Origin of the sequence: Bradyrhizobium diazoefficiens (genome assembly GCF_016616885.1) — a bacterium.
GTDB lineage: Bacteria > Pseudomonadota > Alphaproteobacteria > Rhizobiales > Xanthobacteraceae > Bradyrhizobium > Bradyrhizobium diazoefficiens_F.
The window spans coordinates 1,108,513-1,124,049 of record NZ_CP067102.1 but is presented as its reverse complement, the minus strand read 5'-3'; the positions used below and the strand labels follow the sequence as shown (position 1 = coordinate 1,124,049).

The 15,537-nt window shown below is 64.0% G+C and carries 19 protein-coding genes; 4 read left to right on the top strand and 15 right to left on the bottom strand.

Annotated features, from left to right (window positions below; genetic code table 11):
- Positions 1 to 30: 30 nt before the first annotated feature.
- The 7 genes from JJC00_RS05250 to JJC00_RS05220 form a co-directional block, all read right to left on the bottom strand.
- Complete coding sequence (locus tag JJC00_RS05250; RefSeq protein ID WP_200471671.1) at positions 31 to 1,050, bottom strand: WD40 repeat domain-containing protein; 1,020 nt, start codon at positions 1,048 to 1,050, stop codon at positions 31 to 33.
- Entirely contained in the window at positions 1,050 to 2,099 is a 1,050-nt protein-coding gene (locus JJC00_RS05245; RefSeq protein WP_200471670.1) for a CobW family GTP-binding protein, read from the bottom strand. Before JJC00_RS05245 ends, JJC00_RS05250 begins: the two co-directional genes overlap by 1 nt.
- A 54-nt stretch (positions 2,100 to 2,153) precedes the next feature.
- On the bottom strand, positions 2,154 to 3,017 hold the full coding sequence (locus JJC00_RS05240) for a metal ABC transporter solute-binding protein, Zn/Mn family (protein ID WP_200471669.1): 864 nt from the start codon (positions 3,015 to 3,017) through the stop codon (positions 2,154 to 2,156).
- Between the two features lie 2 nt (positions 3,018 to 3,019).
- Positions 3,020 to 3,889: a metal ABC transporter permease gene (locus JJC00_RS05235; protein WP_200471668.1), complete on the bottom strand. Its 870-nt coding sequence runs from the start codon at positions 3,887 to 3,889 to the stop codon at positions 3,020 to 3,022.
- Between the two features lie 6 nt (positions 3,890 to 3,895).
- Positions 3,896 to 4,651, bottom strand: a complete 756-nt coding sequence (locus JJC00_RS05230) for a metal ABC transporter ATP-binding protein (RefSeq protein WP_200471667.1) — start codon at positions 4,649 to 4,651, stop codon at positions 3,896 to 3,898.
- A gap of 2 nt (positions 4,652 to 4,653) precedes the next feature.
- Positions 4,654 to 4,890: a hypothetical protein gene (locus JJC00_RS05225; protein ID WP_200471666.1), complete on the bottom strand. Its 237-nt coding sequence runs from the start codon at positions 4,888 to 4,890 to the stop codon at positions 4,654 to 4,656.
- 228 nt (positions 4,891 to 5,118) lie between these two features.
- Positions 5,119 to 5,715, bottom strand: a complete 597-nt coding sequence (locus JJC00_RS05220; RefSeq protein WP_200471665.1) for a superoxide dismutase — start codon at positions 5,713 to 5,715, stop codon at positions 5,119 to 5,121.
- A gap of 206 nt (positions 5,716 to 5,921) precedes the next feature.
- Here JJC00_RS05220 and JJC00_RS05215 point away from each other — a divergent pair, with 206 nt between their 5' ends.
- Entirely contained in the window at positions 5,922 to 6,449 is a 528-nt protein-coding gene (locus JJC00_RS05215; protein WP_200471664.1) for a GNAT family N-acetyltransferase, read from the top strand.
- Positions 6,450 to 6,548: 99 nt separating this feature from the next.
- The gene (locus JJC00_RS05210) at positions 6,549 to 6,989 is read left to right on the top strand and encodes a DUF2147 domain-containing protein (protein WP_200471663.1); all 441 of its coding nucleotides are present in this window, start codon (positions 6,549 to 6,551) and stop codon (positions 6,987 to 6,989) included.
- On the opposite strand, the gene JJC00_RS05205 is transcribed toward JJC00_RS05210, so the two are convergent.
- Positions 6,986 to 8,140, bottom strand: coding sequence for a DUF3095 domain-containing protein (locus JJC00_RS05205; RefSeq protein ID WP_200471662.1), 1,155 nt, complete (start codon positions 8,138 to 8,140; stop codon positions 6,986 to 6,988). The genes JJC00_RS05210 and JJC00_RS05205 overlap by 4 nt on opposite strands.
- A 227-nt stretch (positions 8,141 to 8,367) precedes the next feature.
- Between JJC00_RS05205 and JJC00_RS05200 the strand changes: the two genes are divergently transcribed.
- Positions 8,368 to 8,694, top strand: coding sequence for a hypothetical protein (locus JJC00_RS05200; RefSeq protein ID WP_349643530.1), 327 nt, complete (start codon positions 8,368 to 8,370; stop codon positions 8,692 to 8,694).
- Positions 8,695 to 8,708: 14 nt separating this feature from the next.
- Here the strand turns inward: JJC00_RS05200 and JJC00_RS05195 are convergent, their stop codons facing one another.
- The 5 genes from JJC00_RS05195 to JJC00_RS05175 form a co-directional block, all read right to left on the bottom strand.
- Positions 8,709 to 8,924 (bottom strand): hypothetical protein, encoded by a 216-nt coding sequence (locus JJC00_RS05195; protein WP_200473981.1) that lies wholly within the window; start codon positions 8,922 to 8,924, stop codon positions 8,709 to 8,711.
- 143 nt (positions 8,925 to 9,067) lie between these two features.
- On the bottom strand, positions 9,068 to 9,790 hold the full coding sequence (locus tag JJC00_RS05190) for an SDR family NAD(P)-dependent oxidoreductase (protein ID WP_200471661.1): 723 nt from the start codon (positions 9,788 to 9,790) through the stop codon (positions 9,068 to 9,070).
- Positions 9,783 to 11,165 (bottom strand): class I adenylate-forming enzyme family protein, encoded by a 1,383-nt coding sequence (locus JJC00_RS05185; protein WP_200471660.1) that lies wholly within the window; start codon positions 11,163 to 11,165, stop codon positions 9,783 to 9,785. Before JJC00_RS05185 ends, JJC00_RS05190 begins: the two co-directional genes overlap by 8 nt.
- Complete coding sequence (locus JJC00_RS05180) at positions 11,152 to 11,397, bottom strand: acyl carrier protein (RefSeq protein ID WP_007597226.1); 246 nt, start codon at positions 11,395 to 11,397, stop codon at positions 11,152 to 11,154. The genes JJC00_RS05185 and JJC00_RS05180 overlap by 14 nt, the downstream gene beginning before the upstream one ends.
- 150 nt (positions 11,398 to 11,547) lie before the next feature.
- Positions 11,548 to 13,362, bottom strand: coding sequence for a long-chain-acyl-CoA synthetase (locus JJC00_RS05175; protein WP_200471659.1), 1,815 nt, complete (start codon positions 13,360 to 13,362; stop codon positions 11,548 to 11,550).
- 225 nt (positions 13,363 to 13,587) lie between these two features.
- Between JJC00_RS05175 and JJC00_RS05170 the strand changes: the two genes are divergently transcribed.
- Positions 13,588 to 14,568 (top strand): Bug family tripartite tricarboxylate transporter substrate binding protein, encoded by a 981-nt coding sequence (locus JJC00_RS05170; RefSeq protein WP_200471658.1) that lies wholly within the window; start codon positions 13,588 to 13,590, stop codon positions 14,566 to 14,568.
- Positions 14,569 to 14,599: 31 nt separating this feature from the next.
- Here the strand turns inward: JJC00_RS05170 and JJC00_RS05165 are convergent, their stop codons facing one another.
- On the bottom strand, positions 14,600 to 14,899 hold the full coding sequence (locus tag JJC00_RS05165) for a DUF3551 domain-containing protein (protein ID WP_200471657.1): 300 nt from the start codon (positions 14,897 to 14,899) through the stop codon (positions 14,600 to 14,602).
- A gap of 9 nt (positions 14,900 to 14,908) precedes the next feature.
- Complete coding sequence (locus JJC00_RS05160) at positions 14,909 to 15,196, bottom strand: DUF3551 domain-containing protein (protein ID WP_200471656.1); 288 nt, start codon at positions 15,194 to 15,196, stop codon at positions 14,909 to 14,911.
- Positions 15,197 to 15,537 lie beyond the last annotated feature (341 nt).

Genomic DNA, 15,537 nt, shown 5'->3' with positions numbered 1-15,537 from the left:
CATAACGGGGGAAGCTGTGGATAGCCGGCTTCACAACTCCAGCAATCCGCCGTCCCCATTTTCGTCGGCGAACGCCAGCAGCGTGCCCTTGGCGTTCCAGGCGATCGCGGCCACGGGCGGCGTGCCGTTGCGACGGACCAGGATCTCCGCGCCGTCCTCCATCCGCACTATCAGCACGGTGCCGTCGCTGTAGCCGGCGGCGAGGATGTCGTTCTTCGGGTGGCAGGCAACCATCGAAACGCGCGCCTGCAGCGGCGCGAGCATCGCGGGCTCCTTGCCCATCGGTCCGTCCTTGCTGGCGAACGGCCACAGGATCACCGCGTCGGCGCCCGAGGTTGCCAGCGCCTTGCCGCCCGCGCTCCAGGACATCGAGCGCACGCGGCCGGGATAACCGGTCATGCGCATGTGCCTGTTGTCGGCCAGGCGCCAGCCGTGCAGCGCCGCCTCATGCATCGTGGTGACCAGGAACTTGTTGTCCGGGCTGAAGGTGACGCCGAGATGCGAGCCGGCCCAGGGCAGGAATTCAGCCGATCCTTCCATGTTCGGAAACCACAGCGTCGCGCCGTTGTAATGGGCGATTGCGAGCCGCAGGCCCTTCGGCGCGAATGCAAGCCCGCCGACGGTCGAGGGCACCTCGATCGATTTCTCGTCTTGCTTGCCGCTCTTGACGAAAGCCGTCTTGCCAGCCGACCAGGCGCAGGCGCCGTCCGCGTGCAGCGCCAGCGCATCGATCCAGCGCCGCTTCGGATCGGTGGCGAGCAGCGTCACCTCGCCCTTGGCGTCGAGCGAGACGACTTTGCCGTCGTCGCCGCCCATCAAGAGGCGCTTGCCGTCGGTGGCGGTCGAGAGAATGCCGCCGCTATGGACGGCGACGGTACTGACCTCGCCCTGGCTGTCTACGAACGCGACATTCTCCTCACCACCGACGAAGACGGCGCGGGGGCCAAGGAAATGCACCGAGGTCACGCCCATGCCGAGCGTTACAGGCTTGACGCGATCGGTGACGGAAACGATCGAGGCGGAATCGGGAGCGGGCGTAAACTCTTTCATCACGAGACGATGCAGCTCTCGAAGCCCGTGCGAATGAGCTCTTCAGGCAGTTCGCGGCCGATGAAGACGAGGCGGCTTTCGCGCGGCTCGCCGTCCTTCCATTTCCGCTGGTGGTTGCCCTCCAGCATCATGTGGACGCCCTGGAACACGTAACGGTCGTCATCGTCGTGGAAGGCGAGGATGCCCTTGGAGCGCAGGATCTTGCCACCCTCGACCTGCACCAGGTTCTGGAGCCAAGGCATGAACACGTTCGGATCGAGCGGCTTGTCGGTCTTGAGCGACAGCGACTGCATGTCCTCGTCGTGATAGTGCTTCAGGCCGTGGCCGTGATCATGGTGGTGATGATCGTGGCTATGATGGTGGTCATGGTCGTGATCATGATCATGATCATCGACCTCCAGAAAGTCCGGCTCGATGTCGAGGATGCGGTCGAGGTCGAACGCGCCGCGGTCAAGAACGTCGGCTAAAGCGACCGAGCAGCGTTCGGTGCGATGCAGCTTGGCATAGGGGTTGATGCCGCGGATGCGGGCCTCGACCTCGGCAAGCTCGGGCTTGGTGACGAGATCGGTCTTGTTCAGCACGATGACGTCGGCGAAGGCGATCTGGTTCTTGGCCTCGGGTGCGTCCTTGAGCCGGTCGGACAGCCATTTGGCGTCGGCGACCGTGACAACCGCATCGAGCCGGGCGTTCTTCTGCACGTCCTCGTCGACGAAGAAGGTCTGGGCGACCGGCGCCGGATCGGCAAGGCCGGTGGTCTCGACGATGATGGCGTCGAACTTGCCCTTGCGCTTCATCAGGCCGTCCATGATGCGGACGAGGTCGCCACGCACGGTGCAGCAGATGCAGCCATTGTTCATCTCGAACACTTCCTCATCGGCGCCGATGATGAGGTCGTTGTCGATGCCGATCTCGCCGAATTCGTTGACGATGACGGCGTATTTCTTGCCGTGGTTTTCCGATAGGATGCGGTTCAACAGCGTGGTCTTGCCGGCACCGAGATAGCCAGTCAAGACGGTCACAGGAATTTTGGAGGCGGTCGCTTCAGACATAACAACTCCGGCTTCGGGCTTTCCGCGCGACGCACGGCGGGGTGGCCCCCTGCCCTAATGGTCAAGCGCGCTGGTCAGGGCCTTTATATTGTGCCTGACCATGTCAATGTAAGTGGGTGCAGCCCCCTTTTCGCCGGACAAACCGTCCGAAATCAGGGTCCCGCCGACCTTGGCGCCGGTCTCGGCCGCGATCCGCCGTATCAGGCGGTCATCGCTGATATTTTCCAGAAATACCGCCGGGATTTGTTGAGCCTTGATCTGGCCGATGATGGTTGCGATGTCCCGCGCGCTGGGCTCGGTTTCGGTGGAGACGCCCAGGGGGGCGACGAACTGGACGCCATATTCGGCGGCGAAATAACCGAAGGCATTGTGGGTCGAGATCACCTTGCGCCGGTCCGGCGGAATTTTGGCGATGGCCTCTCGGACCTCGCGGTCCAGAGCTTCGAGCTTTTCCAGATAGGCTTTTGCCTGGGTGTGGAAAAGCTCGGCGTCGTCGGGGGCGGCTGCGGCCAGCGCGTTGGCGATATCGGCCACATAGATCTTGGCGTTGGGCACGGACTGCCAGGCATGGGGATCCGCGGCCGGGCCGAGCTTCCGGGGCGCGATGCCGGCGCTTGCGGTCACGATTGTCGCCTTGCTGCCGGAAGACTGCACCAGCCGCGGCAGCCAGCCCTCGAGGCCGAGACCGTTGACGATTACGAGTTTTGCATCCGCGATCCGCTTCGCATCGCTCGGCGCCGGCGTGTAGACATGGACGTCGCTGTCGGGGCCGACCAGCGTCGTGACGTTGACGCGATCGCCTCCAATGGTGCGGACGAAATCACCGAGAATCGAGAAGCTCGCGACCACATTGAGCCGCTCCGCGGCGTGCAGCGGCGAAGCGATCAGCAGAAGTACGCAAAGCAGAAGGCGCCGCATCGTCATGCTTCCAGATGCCGGCCGGGAAACAGCTGCCGGACGATGCCGCCGACGCGGCCGAACAGGACGGAGGCTATGTAGAGCACCGTCGCGATGAGAATGATTGCAGGGCCCGACGGCACGCGGGTCTGGAACGATAGCACGAGGCCGGCATAGCCCGAGACGGCGGCAACGACGACCGCAATGCAGATCATCACCGTGAGATCGCGCGACCAGAATCGCGCGATGCCCGCCGGCAGGATCATCAAGCCGACTGCCAGCAAGGTGCCGAGCGCCTGAAAGCCGTTGACGAGGTTGATCACGACCAGCGCAAGGAAGGCGAGATGCGCGGGGCCGCCGGCGCGGCTGACCGTGCGCAAGAAAAGTGGATCGACGCTCTCGATCACCAGCGGACGGTAGATCACGGCCAGCACCAGCAGCGTCACCGTGGCGTTGAAGGCGACAACCAGCAGGGTCTGATCGTCCATCGCGAGGATGTTGCCGAACAGCACGTGCAGCAGGTCGATATTGGTGCCCTTGATCGAGACGATGGTGACACCGAGCGCCAGCGACGCCAGATAGAAGGTCGCAAGCGACGCATCCTCCTTCAGCCCGGTCGAGCGCGCGACCACGCCGGCGAGGATCGCGACGGCAAAGCCCGCGATCAAGCCGCCGGCTGTCATCGCGAACAGGTTGAGGCCGGAGAGCAGGAAGCCGACGGCGGCACCGGGGAGGATCGCATGCGCCATGGCATCGCCGACGAGGCTCATCCGCCGCAGCATCAGGAACACGCCGATCGGTGCGCCCGCCAGCGACAGCGCGATCACCGCGGCAAGCGCCCGCCGCATGAACTCGAATTCGGTGAACGGACCGATCAGCGCGTCATAGACCATCTGGGATCACGCCGCCCGCGAGCGGGCATCGTCGGCCGCGCAGGCCGCCGCGCTGTCGTCAAAGGCCTCGCACATCCGCATCGCGACCAGCAGATTTTCCGGCGTCAGCACCTCTTCCGTCGGTCCCCAGGCCACAGGGCCGCGGGCCAGCACCAGCGTCTCACTGAAATGGGTGCGCACCATCTCCATGTCGTGCAGCGCGGCGAGCACGGTGCGGCCCTCGCTATGCCAGTGCTTCACCAGCGCAAGCAGGTCGGTCGTGGTCTTGCTGTCGATGGCGTTGAAGGGCTCGTCGAGCACGATCAGGCGCGCCTCCTGGAGCAGTACGCGCGCGAACAGCACGCGCTGCATCTGCCCGCCCGAGAGCGTGCCGATCGGGCGGTTCTCGAAGCCGTTGAGACCCACGGAGGCGATCGCGCGAAGGATCTTCTCGCGCGCGGCCTTGCCGATGCCGCCGAACAGGCCAGTCCCGCGCCACAGCCCGGTGCCGACGAAATCGAACACCGAGATCGGAAAGCTGCGGTCGATGTCGGTGCTCTGCGGCAGATAGGCGATGTCGCGGCTATCGAGCCCGCCGAGATGGATGCTGCCGTCAAGCGGCCGGAGGATGCCGACGATGCCGCGCAGCAGCGTCGACTTGCCGGCGCCGTTGGGACCGATCACGGCGACCAGCGCGCCGGACGCGACCTCGCCCTTGAGATGGTGCACTGCCGGATGGCGGTCATAGCCGAGCGTGACGTTGTGAAAGTGAAGCGCTGCCATGGTCACCTCATCGCGATCCAGACGACGCCCCAGAGCACGGCGCAGACGGCGACTGCCGCCGCGAGGCGGCCGGCCATGGTCATGCGCAGGATCGACCAGGGCGCGTCCTGGGCCGGGTGCGGAGAAGCCGCGTCGTGGACATGGGCGTGGGTGTGATCGTGCCCGTGCGAATGCCCGTGGTCATGGGTGTGACCATGAGCATGGTCGTGGTGATGGGCGGGGGACGCGGCAGGAACCATGCCAAAGACGTTATATTATAACATTACGCTTGTCCACGGCCGGGTCAGGGGATGACAGACATGTGCGCACCGGACAGGGCTGGCTCAGTGAGTTCCTTAAGCAAAAAGGCGGCCGCATGAGCGGCCGCCTCTTTTATTTTCGTCATTCCGGGGCGGCAAAGCCGAACCCGGAATCTCGAGATCCGGGTCTGGTGCTAACGCACCATCCCGGAATGACCGAGTCAAATCTCAAGCCTTGTCGAACAGGGACTCGACGTAGTCCCAGTTCACGAGGTTCTCGACGAACGCCTTGAGATAGTCGGGACGACGGTTGCGATAGTCGATGTAGTAGGAGTGCTCCCAGACGTCGCAGCCGAGGATCGGGGTGGCGCCATGCACCAGCGGATTCTCGCCGTTTGGGGTCTTGGAGATCTCGAGCTTGCCGTTCTTGACCTGGAGCCAGCACCAGCCGGAGCCGAACTGGCCGACGCCGGCCGCCTGGAAGTCGGTCTTGAACTTCTCAAAGCCGCCGAGGTCCTCGTTGATCTTCTTCTCGAGCTTGCCGGGCAGCTTGGTGCCGCCGCCGTTGGGTTTCATCCAGCTCCAGAAGTGGATGTGGTTGTAGTGCTGGCCGGCATTGTTGAACACCGCGGGGTTCTTGCCGAACGAGCCCTTGACGATCTCTTCAAGGGACTTGCCTTCCCATTCGGTGCCCTTGAGCGCGTTGTTGCCGTTGGTGACGTAGGCCTGATGATGCTTGTCGTGGTGGAATTCCAGCGTCTCCTTCGACATGAACTGGCCGAGGGCGTCATAGGCGTAAGGGAGTGGGGGCAGCGTGAATGTCATGGGTTCTTGTCCGCAACTGGTGGGGAACGTTCTAACGGTCATCCCTTATAGAAGGTTCCTGCGCCGTTAAATACCGCCAATTTGCGAAAAGGCGCGATTGCGACGGCATGGCTTGATTGCACAACTTTCAAGTCCTCGAAAAATATCGTTGCCTTTGAAGCGCTTATGGCAGAACGAATGCGCCACGGAGCGGAGCTGCTAAAGCCATGAGCATCGAAATCGACATTTTGAACGGCGACGCCTCGTGGCCGATCGCACAACCGCTGCTCAGCGCTGTCTGGGGACGCGATGCCGCCGAGAAGCCGTCCTGGAGCCACGTCAAATGGGCCCATGCCGATCTGCGCGTGCTGATCGAGACGCCTGAGGACGGCCTCGTCTGCCACGTCGGCATTTATTTCCGCACCATCACCTGGAATGGACAGAAGGCGCATGTCGGCGGCATCGGCGGCGTCTGCACGCGCGAGGATCGCCGCGGCCGCGGCTATGCCACCATGGCGATCGACGCGGCGGTGCATACCATGCGCGCCAACGAGGCGGTTCGCTTTGCGATCCTGTTCTGCGAGCCGCATAATGTCGCGTTCTACGAGGCCCGCAAGTGGCGCGCCTTTACCGGCGAGGTCTATTGCGAGCAGCCGGAGGGCCGTGTCCGCTTCACGCACATGGCGCCCTACGTGCTCGACATCGTCCGTGCGCCGACGCTCGGCACGATCGACCTCTGCGGCCTGCCGTGGTGAAGCATTCACTGGGCAAATGAGCGCAGGAATGTGATTCCATCAGGCGTTGCAGGATTCTGATTTGCTGCTATGGAGACGCCTCCATTCCGAGGCCCTTCCATGTCCCGCAGATTCGCCGTCCTCTCCGTCCTCCTGGCTGCGCTGTCCGGTGCGACGGCCGCGCATGCGCAAAGTGCTGACGCGAGCGGGACCTGGCTGACCCAGGCTGGCGATGCCCGCGTGAAGATCAGCAAATGCGGCGGCGGCATCTGCGGCGTCATCGTCTGGCTGCGCGCGCCCACCGACACCGCGACCGGTCAGCCCGCGACCGACAGCAAGAATCCCAATCCCGCGCTCGCCAGGCGCCCGATGATCGGCCTGCCGCTGTTCTCCGGCATGCAGCTATCAGGGCCAAACAAATGGTCGGGCCAGATCTACAATGCCGATGACGGTAGCACCTATGCAAGCAGTGTCACCGTAACAAGCGCAGAAGCGTTGCGGGTCGAAGGCTGCGTCGGCGCGCTCTGCGGCGGCGAGACCTGGACGCGGGCGGGACGTTAGCTCGCGGCCGCCACCATGGCCTTGAGAGCCGTCGCCGCCGAGGCGTAGCCGCCCCGCGCGCCGTCGATGAAGTGGACGTGGTCGCTCCGCAGCGCCGAGGGCGTGAAGCAGGTCATCATCGCGGCATCCTGCTGATAAAGTCCGTAGCGCACGACGCCATCGCGCGCAGCGGTCGCGAGACGATCACTCAAGGCGCGCTCGAGCTCTACCGTGCAGTCGAGAATCATGCGCAGGCCGTCGTCATATTTACGGAAGTCGGAATTCTCGACCACCTGGCGCTTGTAGACCTTCGGTACGAAGCCGCCGACCTTGATGTCGAAGCGCATCAGGACATAGGCAAAAAACGTAAAGGCGAGCAGGCCGGCCCGACGCTTGAGCAACGACCCGCCACGGATCGCCCGCGCCTCGTAGTCCAGGCCCTGCGGCGGCCATTTCAGCGGCGGCCCCTGCGGTGGCACGGGGCGGCCGGACTCCGGACTGCGCTCGACGAGATGGATGATGTCCTCGATCACCTTGCGGAAGGCCTGCGGGTCGGCGCCGCTTGCCGGCATCACCAGCACCGACAGGATCAATCCGCGCGAGGCCGGTATCACCTCGAAGCGGCAGGACAGGCCGGAGAGATCGGGCTGCGTGCCCGAGGGCGCCTCAGCGACGGCGAACTCGCCGCGCTTCATCGCGGCGTCAGCCCAGGCGAGCCCGCCGCCGGAGAACATCGCATAAGACAGATTAGCTGAGGGACCGAAGCGCGCCACGCGCACGTCGAGACCTTTCGCACGGATAGCGCTCACCGGCACCAGCGCGACGCGCATTTTGAGATCGAGGTCTTCCCGCACCCACGTCGCCGTCGCAGCCAAAGCTTCGCGCGCCGCATCGAGATCGGCCGGCGCGACCGCAAAACTGGCGCCGTCGCCGCCGAACACGAAGGGAAATTCGCGTCCTGCCAGCGCATTCGTCACCGCGGCGATGACCGCGGCCCCGGCCATGTTCACCGCCTTGTAGCGCTGCGCCGCAATCGCCTTGGTGGAATCGACGATGTCGGCGACGCCGACGCTCCAGTCCTCCGGCAGCGGCGAATAGAGTTTTGGCTCCATCAGGCTGGTGAAGCCGCGGAAGACAGGGATGCTGCCGTAAAAGGATTCGCCTGAGATCATCGGTGATGCCGAATGGTTGGGAAGCGTCCGAACGAGATACGTGGCAGGATCGATCGGGGTTCGCCGCGGCGTCCCTTTCGAGGTCCCGATCATTGGCCGAAATGGCTCCGAACAACAAGGTCACGCCGCGCCGCAATGCCGTATGTCGTTATTGATCGGCGTCAAACAGCCGGCCGGGGATCACGGTACGATCGGATCACCTCAGAGGCTTGCACGGGATAATCGAGGTGTTTGAAATCATCAGTGCCGTAAAACTGCCGGAAGGGCTGACCGCGGCCGTGGATGCCTGGGCTCGGACGCATCACCTGTCGCGCTCGGAAGCGATCTGCAAGCTGATCAACCTCGGCCTCAAGATTGCACCCACGGCGCCGGCATCAGCGCACATGGTCACGTCAGACGCGACGAGACTTGAGGAAATCGCGGTGCACGAGATCGAGGCCCTGCTCGATCCCGCTCTGCCCGCAGATGAACGCGAGCGCCGCATTCGCCGTCTGACCGAAGGGCCGCCGGAATTCTCGCACGAGCGGATTGATCTGCCGAAACATCAGACATGAGCGCCGACGCGCCGCTAATGCAGCTTTTCGTCCTGGCGCTTGCGCAGAGCATCCAGAGAGGTGTCATGACAGCCGATCAGCCGTACGAATTGCTGTGGATAGATTTCGTGGCCGTGGCTGCCGGAGTTTTGATGCGACATCGGCGGGCAACGGGCATCGTCCAGTTTGGCGGGCGAAGGCTCCACAGCCGTTGAGCCGTGGCTCACAATAGTGACGTTTGTCATTGCCATATTTTGAGAGGCCATGGACTGCTCCCTGTCGTTTAGGGCAGTTCGATTGACGTAACCCAATCGAGTACAAGGCATCTTACGACCAAATCCGGCTCAATGTCATTGCGCCGGATCAACCGGGATTGTGATGGCAGAGTTCCGTCTTAGGCCGTGTTCCCGGCGTCGATCGTGAACACGGTGCCGGTCACGTTGCGGCCGCCCTCGCCGAGCAGATATTCCACCATGTGCGCGACGTCGTCGGTCTCCGGCAGGCGGCGTAGCGCGCTGCGGCCGGCGATGCGCTTGCGGGCGTCGTCGGAGAGACTGTGCGTCAGCTCGGTGTCGATAAAGCCGGGCGCGATCGCGTTCACGGTGATGCCGAGCTTGCCGACCTCGCGTGCGAGCGAGCGAGTGAATCCGGTGGCGGCGGCCTTGGTCGCACCGTAGACCGAAAGGCCGTTATAGCCTGTGGTGGCGATGATCGATGAGATGTTGATGATGCGGCCGGCGCCATCCGCCATCATCTGGCGCGCGACATATTTGGTGAGAATGATCGGCGAGAGCACGTTGAGCTGCACCAGCGCCTCGATCTCGGAATTGTGCATGGTGGCGAGCAGGCCTTCGGTGCCGAGGCCGGCATTGTTGATGAGGCCATAGGTCGGACCGAACTCATCACGCACGAGCTTTGCGAAAGCCGGAATCGCATCGATCACGGCAAGGTCGCAGGCGCGGAAATGCAGGCGGCCCTCAGACCCGGCGATCGCGGCCTTGAGCTCATCGGTCTCGCGTCGCGCGGCCGCGATCACGTTGTAGCCGGCGCTGACCAGACGCTTGCCGATCGCAAGGCCAATGCCGCGGCTGCCGCCGGTGACGAGAACATTATGCATCGGTGCGCGCCAGTTTGCCGGCCGGGGTGACGTCGAGCGCCTCGACGAAGCGGATCACCGCCGGAACCTTGTGGGACGCCAGTTGCGCGCGGCACTGATCCAGGATCTGGTCGCGAATTTCCTTTGCGCGTGGCTGGTCGGTGCCGTCGGCGAGGATCACGTCGGCGACGACGATGCCGCCCGTGATCGGGCTGCGCCGCGATTTCGCCCGCGACATCCGCACGTCGGGATGACGGTTGATCGCCGCCTCGATCTCTTCCGGGTGAACTTTCAGCCCACCGATGTTGATGATGCCGCCGCGGCGGCCAACGAAATAATAGCGGTCACCGCGCAGTTCGACGATATCGCCACTGTCGACGAAACCGTCACCATCGGTGAGCGCAGGCGCATTGCGGCCGATATAGGCGTGCGCCGTCCGCGTCGAGCGGATCCGCAGCGACCCATCGACGACCTTCATCTCGACGCCGTTACGGTTGCCGAGATAGTTCGCCGGAAAACCTTCGAGCCCGTCATTGACGGCGAAGCCCACGCCGGCCTCGGTCGAGGCATAGGCATGGCCGACAGATGAGTTGGGGAATGCCGCCTTGAGACCGTCGAGCACGGCCTGATCGGCGATCTCGCCGGAAAGGCGGACGTAGCCGGGCGCGAACTGCGCGGCCGAGCCGCTCATCAGGAGCTTGCGCCAGTGCGAGGGCGTACCTGAGATGTGGGAGACCCCGCGCGCGTTCAGCCGCGTGACGTGATCGGCGAGCGCCTCGTGCGGCTCCGACAGCACCATCGAGCCACCGGAGAGGACGGCGCGAAGGAAGATCTGCAGGCCGCCATAGCGGCGAATGTCGTAGAACGTGGCCCAGACCGGCGCCGGGCCCTTCGCAAGGCCTTCGGCAACGATGGCGCCGGTGAGTGCTTCCAGGGTATGGCCGACGATTTTCGGCACGCCTGATGTGCCCGAGGTCAGCATCAACCATTCGGTCGCGCGCTCGGTCTGCGCAGGCGCCGTGGCTTGAAGCGGCAATTGTGCCGTAACGACCAGCGGCACGCCGCTCGCAGCCCAGCGATCAGGCTCGTCGGTGACGACGGCGTCGACCCCGGCATCGGCGATCAGCGCGTCCAGATGCGCCGGGTTGATATCCGGCGGACACAGCAACATGCGACGGGCGATACCGTCGAGTTCGATCATGGCGAGGCCCGACCGAAGCTGGTCGGACAGATTTAGCAAGACCGCGCGGCCGGACAGCTCGCGCAGGCGGCCACCCAAGACCGTCTGCGACAGGATGTCAGTCAGCGACACCACATGGTGCGCATCCGACAGGGTACGGCCGGTCAGCTCCACGCCAAGGTGGTCGCGGAGCGCAAAGATTTCACGCGGGGACATTTTCGTAGGCCCGCACGAAATCACCCACGGTGGCGGGGAACGCTGCGTCCTCGGAAATAGTGAAGGGATCGACGCCGGTCTCGTCCTCGAGACGCGCGACCAGGATCGCGAAAGCGAGCGAGTCGAAGCCCGTCTCGTGCAGCGACAGATCGTCCGAGAGGGCGGGAAGCGCAACGTGCTGCTCTTTGGCGATCTGCTGGATCGCTTCGATAACCTTGGACCGTACCGACATGGCTGGCTCGCCCTTTACTTAGTTAATCGATCGTATGTCTTGCGGCGGCTCTTGATGACCGCCTCCCACGGCCGCTTGTTTACCCGACAGAAGTAAATGGCCCCTTGGACAATTCAGATAAAATTGGACCTATCTCCGGATTTTGCTGCGCTACAGCCTGACCATCCCGTCGACGATCTGCGCAAACGCCCCGGAATCGAGCGCAACATAGGCACCGGATTTCGGTTCGAGCATGAACATCGGGTCTTCTATCGCGCTCGGGTCAAAGCCCTCACGCGCGAGCTCACCCTTCTTCTGCTTGAATGTCTCGGTCGCATCGAGCTCGCGCGAGATGCGGATGAAGACGGGACGGGCGTAGACCGGCAGGCGCTGCGCGAGGTGCGCGGGCAACGCTTCGATATCAAATCCCTCGTTCACGACGATCGCGCTCATGCCGGCGCGGCCATCAGTGCCGGGGATGCTGACGCCATAGGTTGTGGCATCGACCACGCCGGTAAAATCGCGCACGGCGTCGTTGACCTCGGAGGTCGCGACGTTCTCGCCTTTCCAGCGGAAGGTATCGCCGATGCGATCGACGAAATGGAAGAAGCCCTTGTCGTCGAGCCGCATCAGATCACCGGTGCGGAACCAGGCGTCGCCCTTGGCGAAGACGTCGCGAAGAATCTTCTTCTCGGTCTCGCCCGCGTCGGTATAACCCTCGAAGCGGCCACCGCCCTCGTCCGCTTTGCCGATACGGCCGATGGCCTCGCCCGCCTCGCCGCGGGCGCAGGCGATGCAAAAGCCCTCGTCATTGCGCAGCGGCGCGCCGCTGTCGGGATCGAGCTTGACGAGGCCTGCGGGAAAGCGATGCGCCAGCAGCGGCGGGATGCGGCCGATCGTGCCCGGCTGGCCCTCGACGTTGAACAGCGAGAAATTGCCTTCGGTCGCGGCATAGAATTCAAGAATGCGGGGAATGGCGAAGCGGCTCTGGAAATCGTCCCAGATATCACCACGCAGGCCGTTGCCACAGACGAGCCGCAAACGGTGACGGTTTTCGTATTCCGACGGCGGCGCCTTGAGCAGATAGCGACAGAGCTCGCCGATATACTGAAACAGCGTGCAGTCGTGCCGCACGATATCGGGCCAAAAATTGGAGGCCGAAAACTTTCCAGCGATCACCACCGAGCCGCCGGCGGCGAGCATGCTGCACGGCGCGACGATGCCGCCGACCGAGTGGAACAGCGGCAGGCAATCATAGAGCCGATCCTGCGGCGTGGCGCCGGCGAGGCCGGCGAACCAGAAACCCCAATTGAGGATGCGGCGATGGCTGATGCTGGCAGCCTTCGGCAGGCCGGTGGTACCGGAGGTGTAGATCAGCAGCGCGCGATCATCGATGGTGACGCCGCCGCGCTCCTCCGGCGACAGCGGCACGTCATCGAGCACGGCAAGCGCGACATCAATCGCGCGCTCGCCGCGGGCATCGCCGTGGGTCCAAACCTTGGCGTCGGTCTTCAGATGCGGCGTTGCGCTCTCCAGCGTCTCCGAGAGCTCATGTGCGACGATGATATGCGAGGGCTTTGCCACATCGAGGCAATGCGCGAGAGACTGCCCGACCAGCTTCGTATTGATCAGCGCCACCACGCCGCCAACACGGCTGATGCCGAGCCAGGCCGCGACATAATCGATGCCGTTCGGCATGATCAGGCCGACAGTATCCCCCTTGGCGACGCCGACCGAGAGTGCCCAGCGCGCATAGCGATTGATGCGCTTCGACAGGCCGTCATAGTCGAGGCTTGCGTCGTCCGTGACCAGCGCAACGCGATCGGGCTGGCGACGAGCCCAATCGTCGACGAGGTCGGCGAAGAGGCGGCCCGGCAGCGTCTCGATCCGCGCGGTCAGCTCGATCGCCTTCAGCCAGATCTTTGAAGCCGAGGGCGCGCGCGCGGCTTTCGTTTGCTCGATGACGCCGGTGGTCATGCCGTTCATTCTTTCGGGCGGTATCTGCTTGTTCCCGGCAGCTTAGCTCGCGCGCCCTGCCCAGGTGTTAAGAGACACGGTAAAACTCGGTTAGCTCTCGATTAACTGCGATCATCCTTTACCAAGCCGACGGGAACGTCGTGCGGCCTGGCGCGATTCTTGCGATAGCAGATCCAGTCATTCGAGCGCGTCGCGCGCGCCCTCTCGCGCGCGAGAGATGAACTGGAGGCCACGATGATCAGCAAGAGACGTTTCCTTCAGAGCGCCGCCTGTGCCGCGGCCACGCTCATCGCTCCGCGCGCCTTCGCGATCGGCAACCCGTCTTATCCGTCGCGCAGCGTGAAATGGGTAGTGCCCTATGCACCCGGCGGCGCCACCGACGTGCTGTCGCGGCTGATCTGCCAGCGCCTGTCCGACAGGCTCGGCCAGACCTTCGTGGTCGAGAACAAGCCCGGCGCCGGCAGCAATATCGGCACGCAGGCGGTGATCACCTCCGCGCCGGACGGATACACGCTGCTGCTGACCTCGACTGCGAATGCGATCAATGCCTCGTTCGATCCGGCGCTGCCCTACGATTTCGCCAAGGACATCACGCCGGTCGCCGGCGTCGCGCGGATTCCGCTGGTGCTGGTCGTCAACAACGATCTGCCGGTGAAGAGCGTCGCCGACTTCATCGCTTACGCCAAGGCCAATCCCGGCAAGATGTCGCTCGCCTCGTCGGGCATCGGCACGTCGCTGCATCTCTCCGGCGAGCTGTTCAAGTCGATGGCCGGCGTGCAGTTCACCCACGTGCCCTATCGCGGCTCCGCACCGGGCCTGACTGACGTGATGAGCGGCCAGATCCAGGGCATGTTCGACAACGTCACCTCGTCCTTCGAGCTGGTGCGCGCCGGCAAACTTCGCGCGCTCGGTATCACCACGCGCGAGCGCTCGGAGATTCTGCCTGATGTGCCGGCGATCGCAGACACGCTACCCGGCTACGAGACGTCCTCGTTCTATGGCGTCGGCGCGCCCTACGACACGCCGCGCGAAATCGTCGACCTGCTCAATCGCGAGGTCGACTCGGCTTTGTCCGACGCCGAGATCAAGGCCCGCATCGCCGAGCTCGGCGCGATCCCGCTGCACGGCAATGCAGGCGAGTTCGGCAGCATGCTTGCGGCCGAGACCGACCGCTGGCGCAAGGTCGTGGAGCTGTCGGGGATCAAGAAAGAATAAACGCGCCCGCGGGAGGCCCGATCATAAGAAGCTAGCGGGCGTTCTGCCTTGGCTGATGAAGCGGCGGCGCTACGTTCGCACGATAATGCGGATTGGGGTCACAGGTCGCGGCCCGGCCGGACGCCGTCGCACGGCATTGCGGCAGCGACGTGAAGGAGCAATCAAACCATCCCCCACCGCCGCCGTCGCTCGCGCCGGTAAAGACGTGCATGCAGACGGGAAAACCGGGGTCGTAGGTCTGGGCTTGCGACGGCGCAGCCGCGAGCAATGCACCGACCGTCGAGATGAAGCCGAACCATCGGCGCGCCGGGATGTCCGCTGAAAACCGCATCGCAGTCCGTCAATGCACCTTCTTGTGACGCTTGCGTGGCGAGGGCGACGGCTCATCGAAAGCGTAGTAGGGATTGACATCGCAGCTGGCCGCGCGGCCCGATGCCGTGGCGCGGCACTGCTCCAGCGACGTGAAGGAGCAGTCGAAATAGCTTCCGCCGCCACCGCCGAAGCCACCGCCACCACCCGTGTAGACGTGCATGCACACCGGGTATTTCGGATCATAGGTCTGGGCGCCGGCATCTGCCGCGACGAACAGCGTGGCAATGGCGGTGAGGGTCAGGAGAGGCAGGCGCATCGGGCATTTCCTCGAATCGGTGGTAACGGCACGCGTTATGCCATTTCGATATGGCACAACAACGCGGTAGAAGCGATCGGTCCTGCTTATACCTCTCTCGCTTGTGACAGGCACCAAAAACGATCCGACACGGCGCCGTAACGATCTGAAACCGAGAAGGCGCTCGGTGCCCGGCCTGCACTGAACGCATATCTCGCTATAACCATCCTTCGACAAAGGTCGCACGCCACCGGCGCAAGAAACCGTTCGCAGGCCTGAGCGAACGGACTAGTCTTTCGATCACAACGCCGGCCCCGGACCGATGACGTTCCAGGGCGACCAACAAACATATGGGCTGAAGG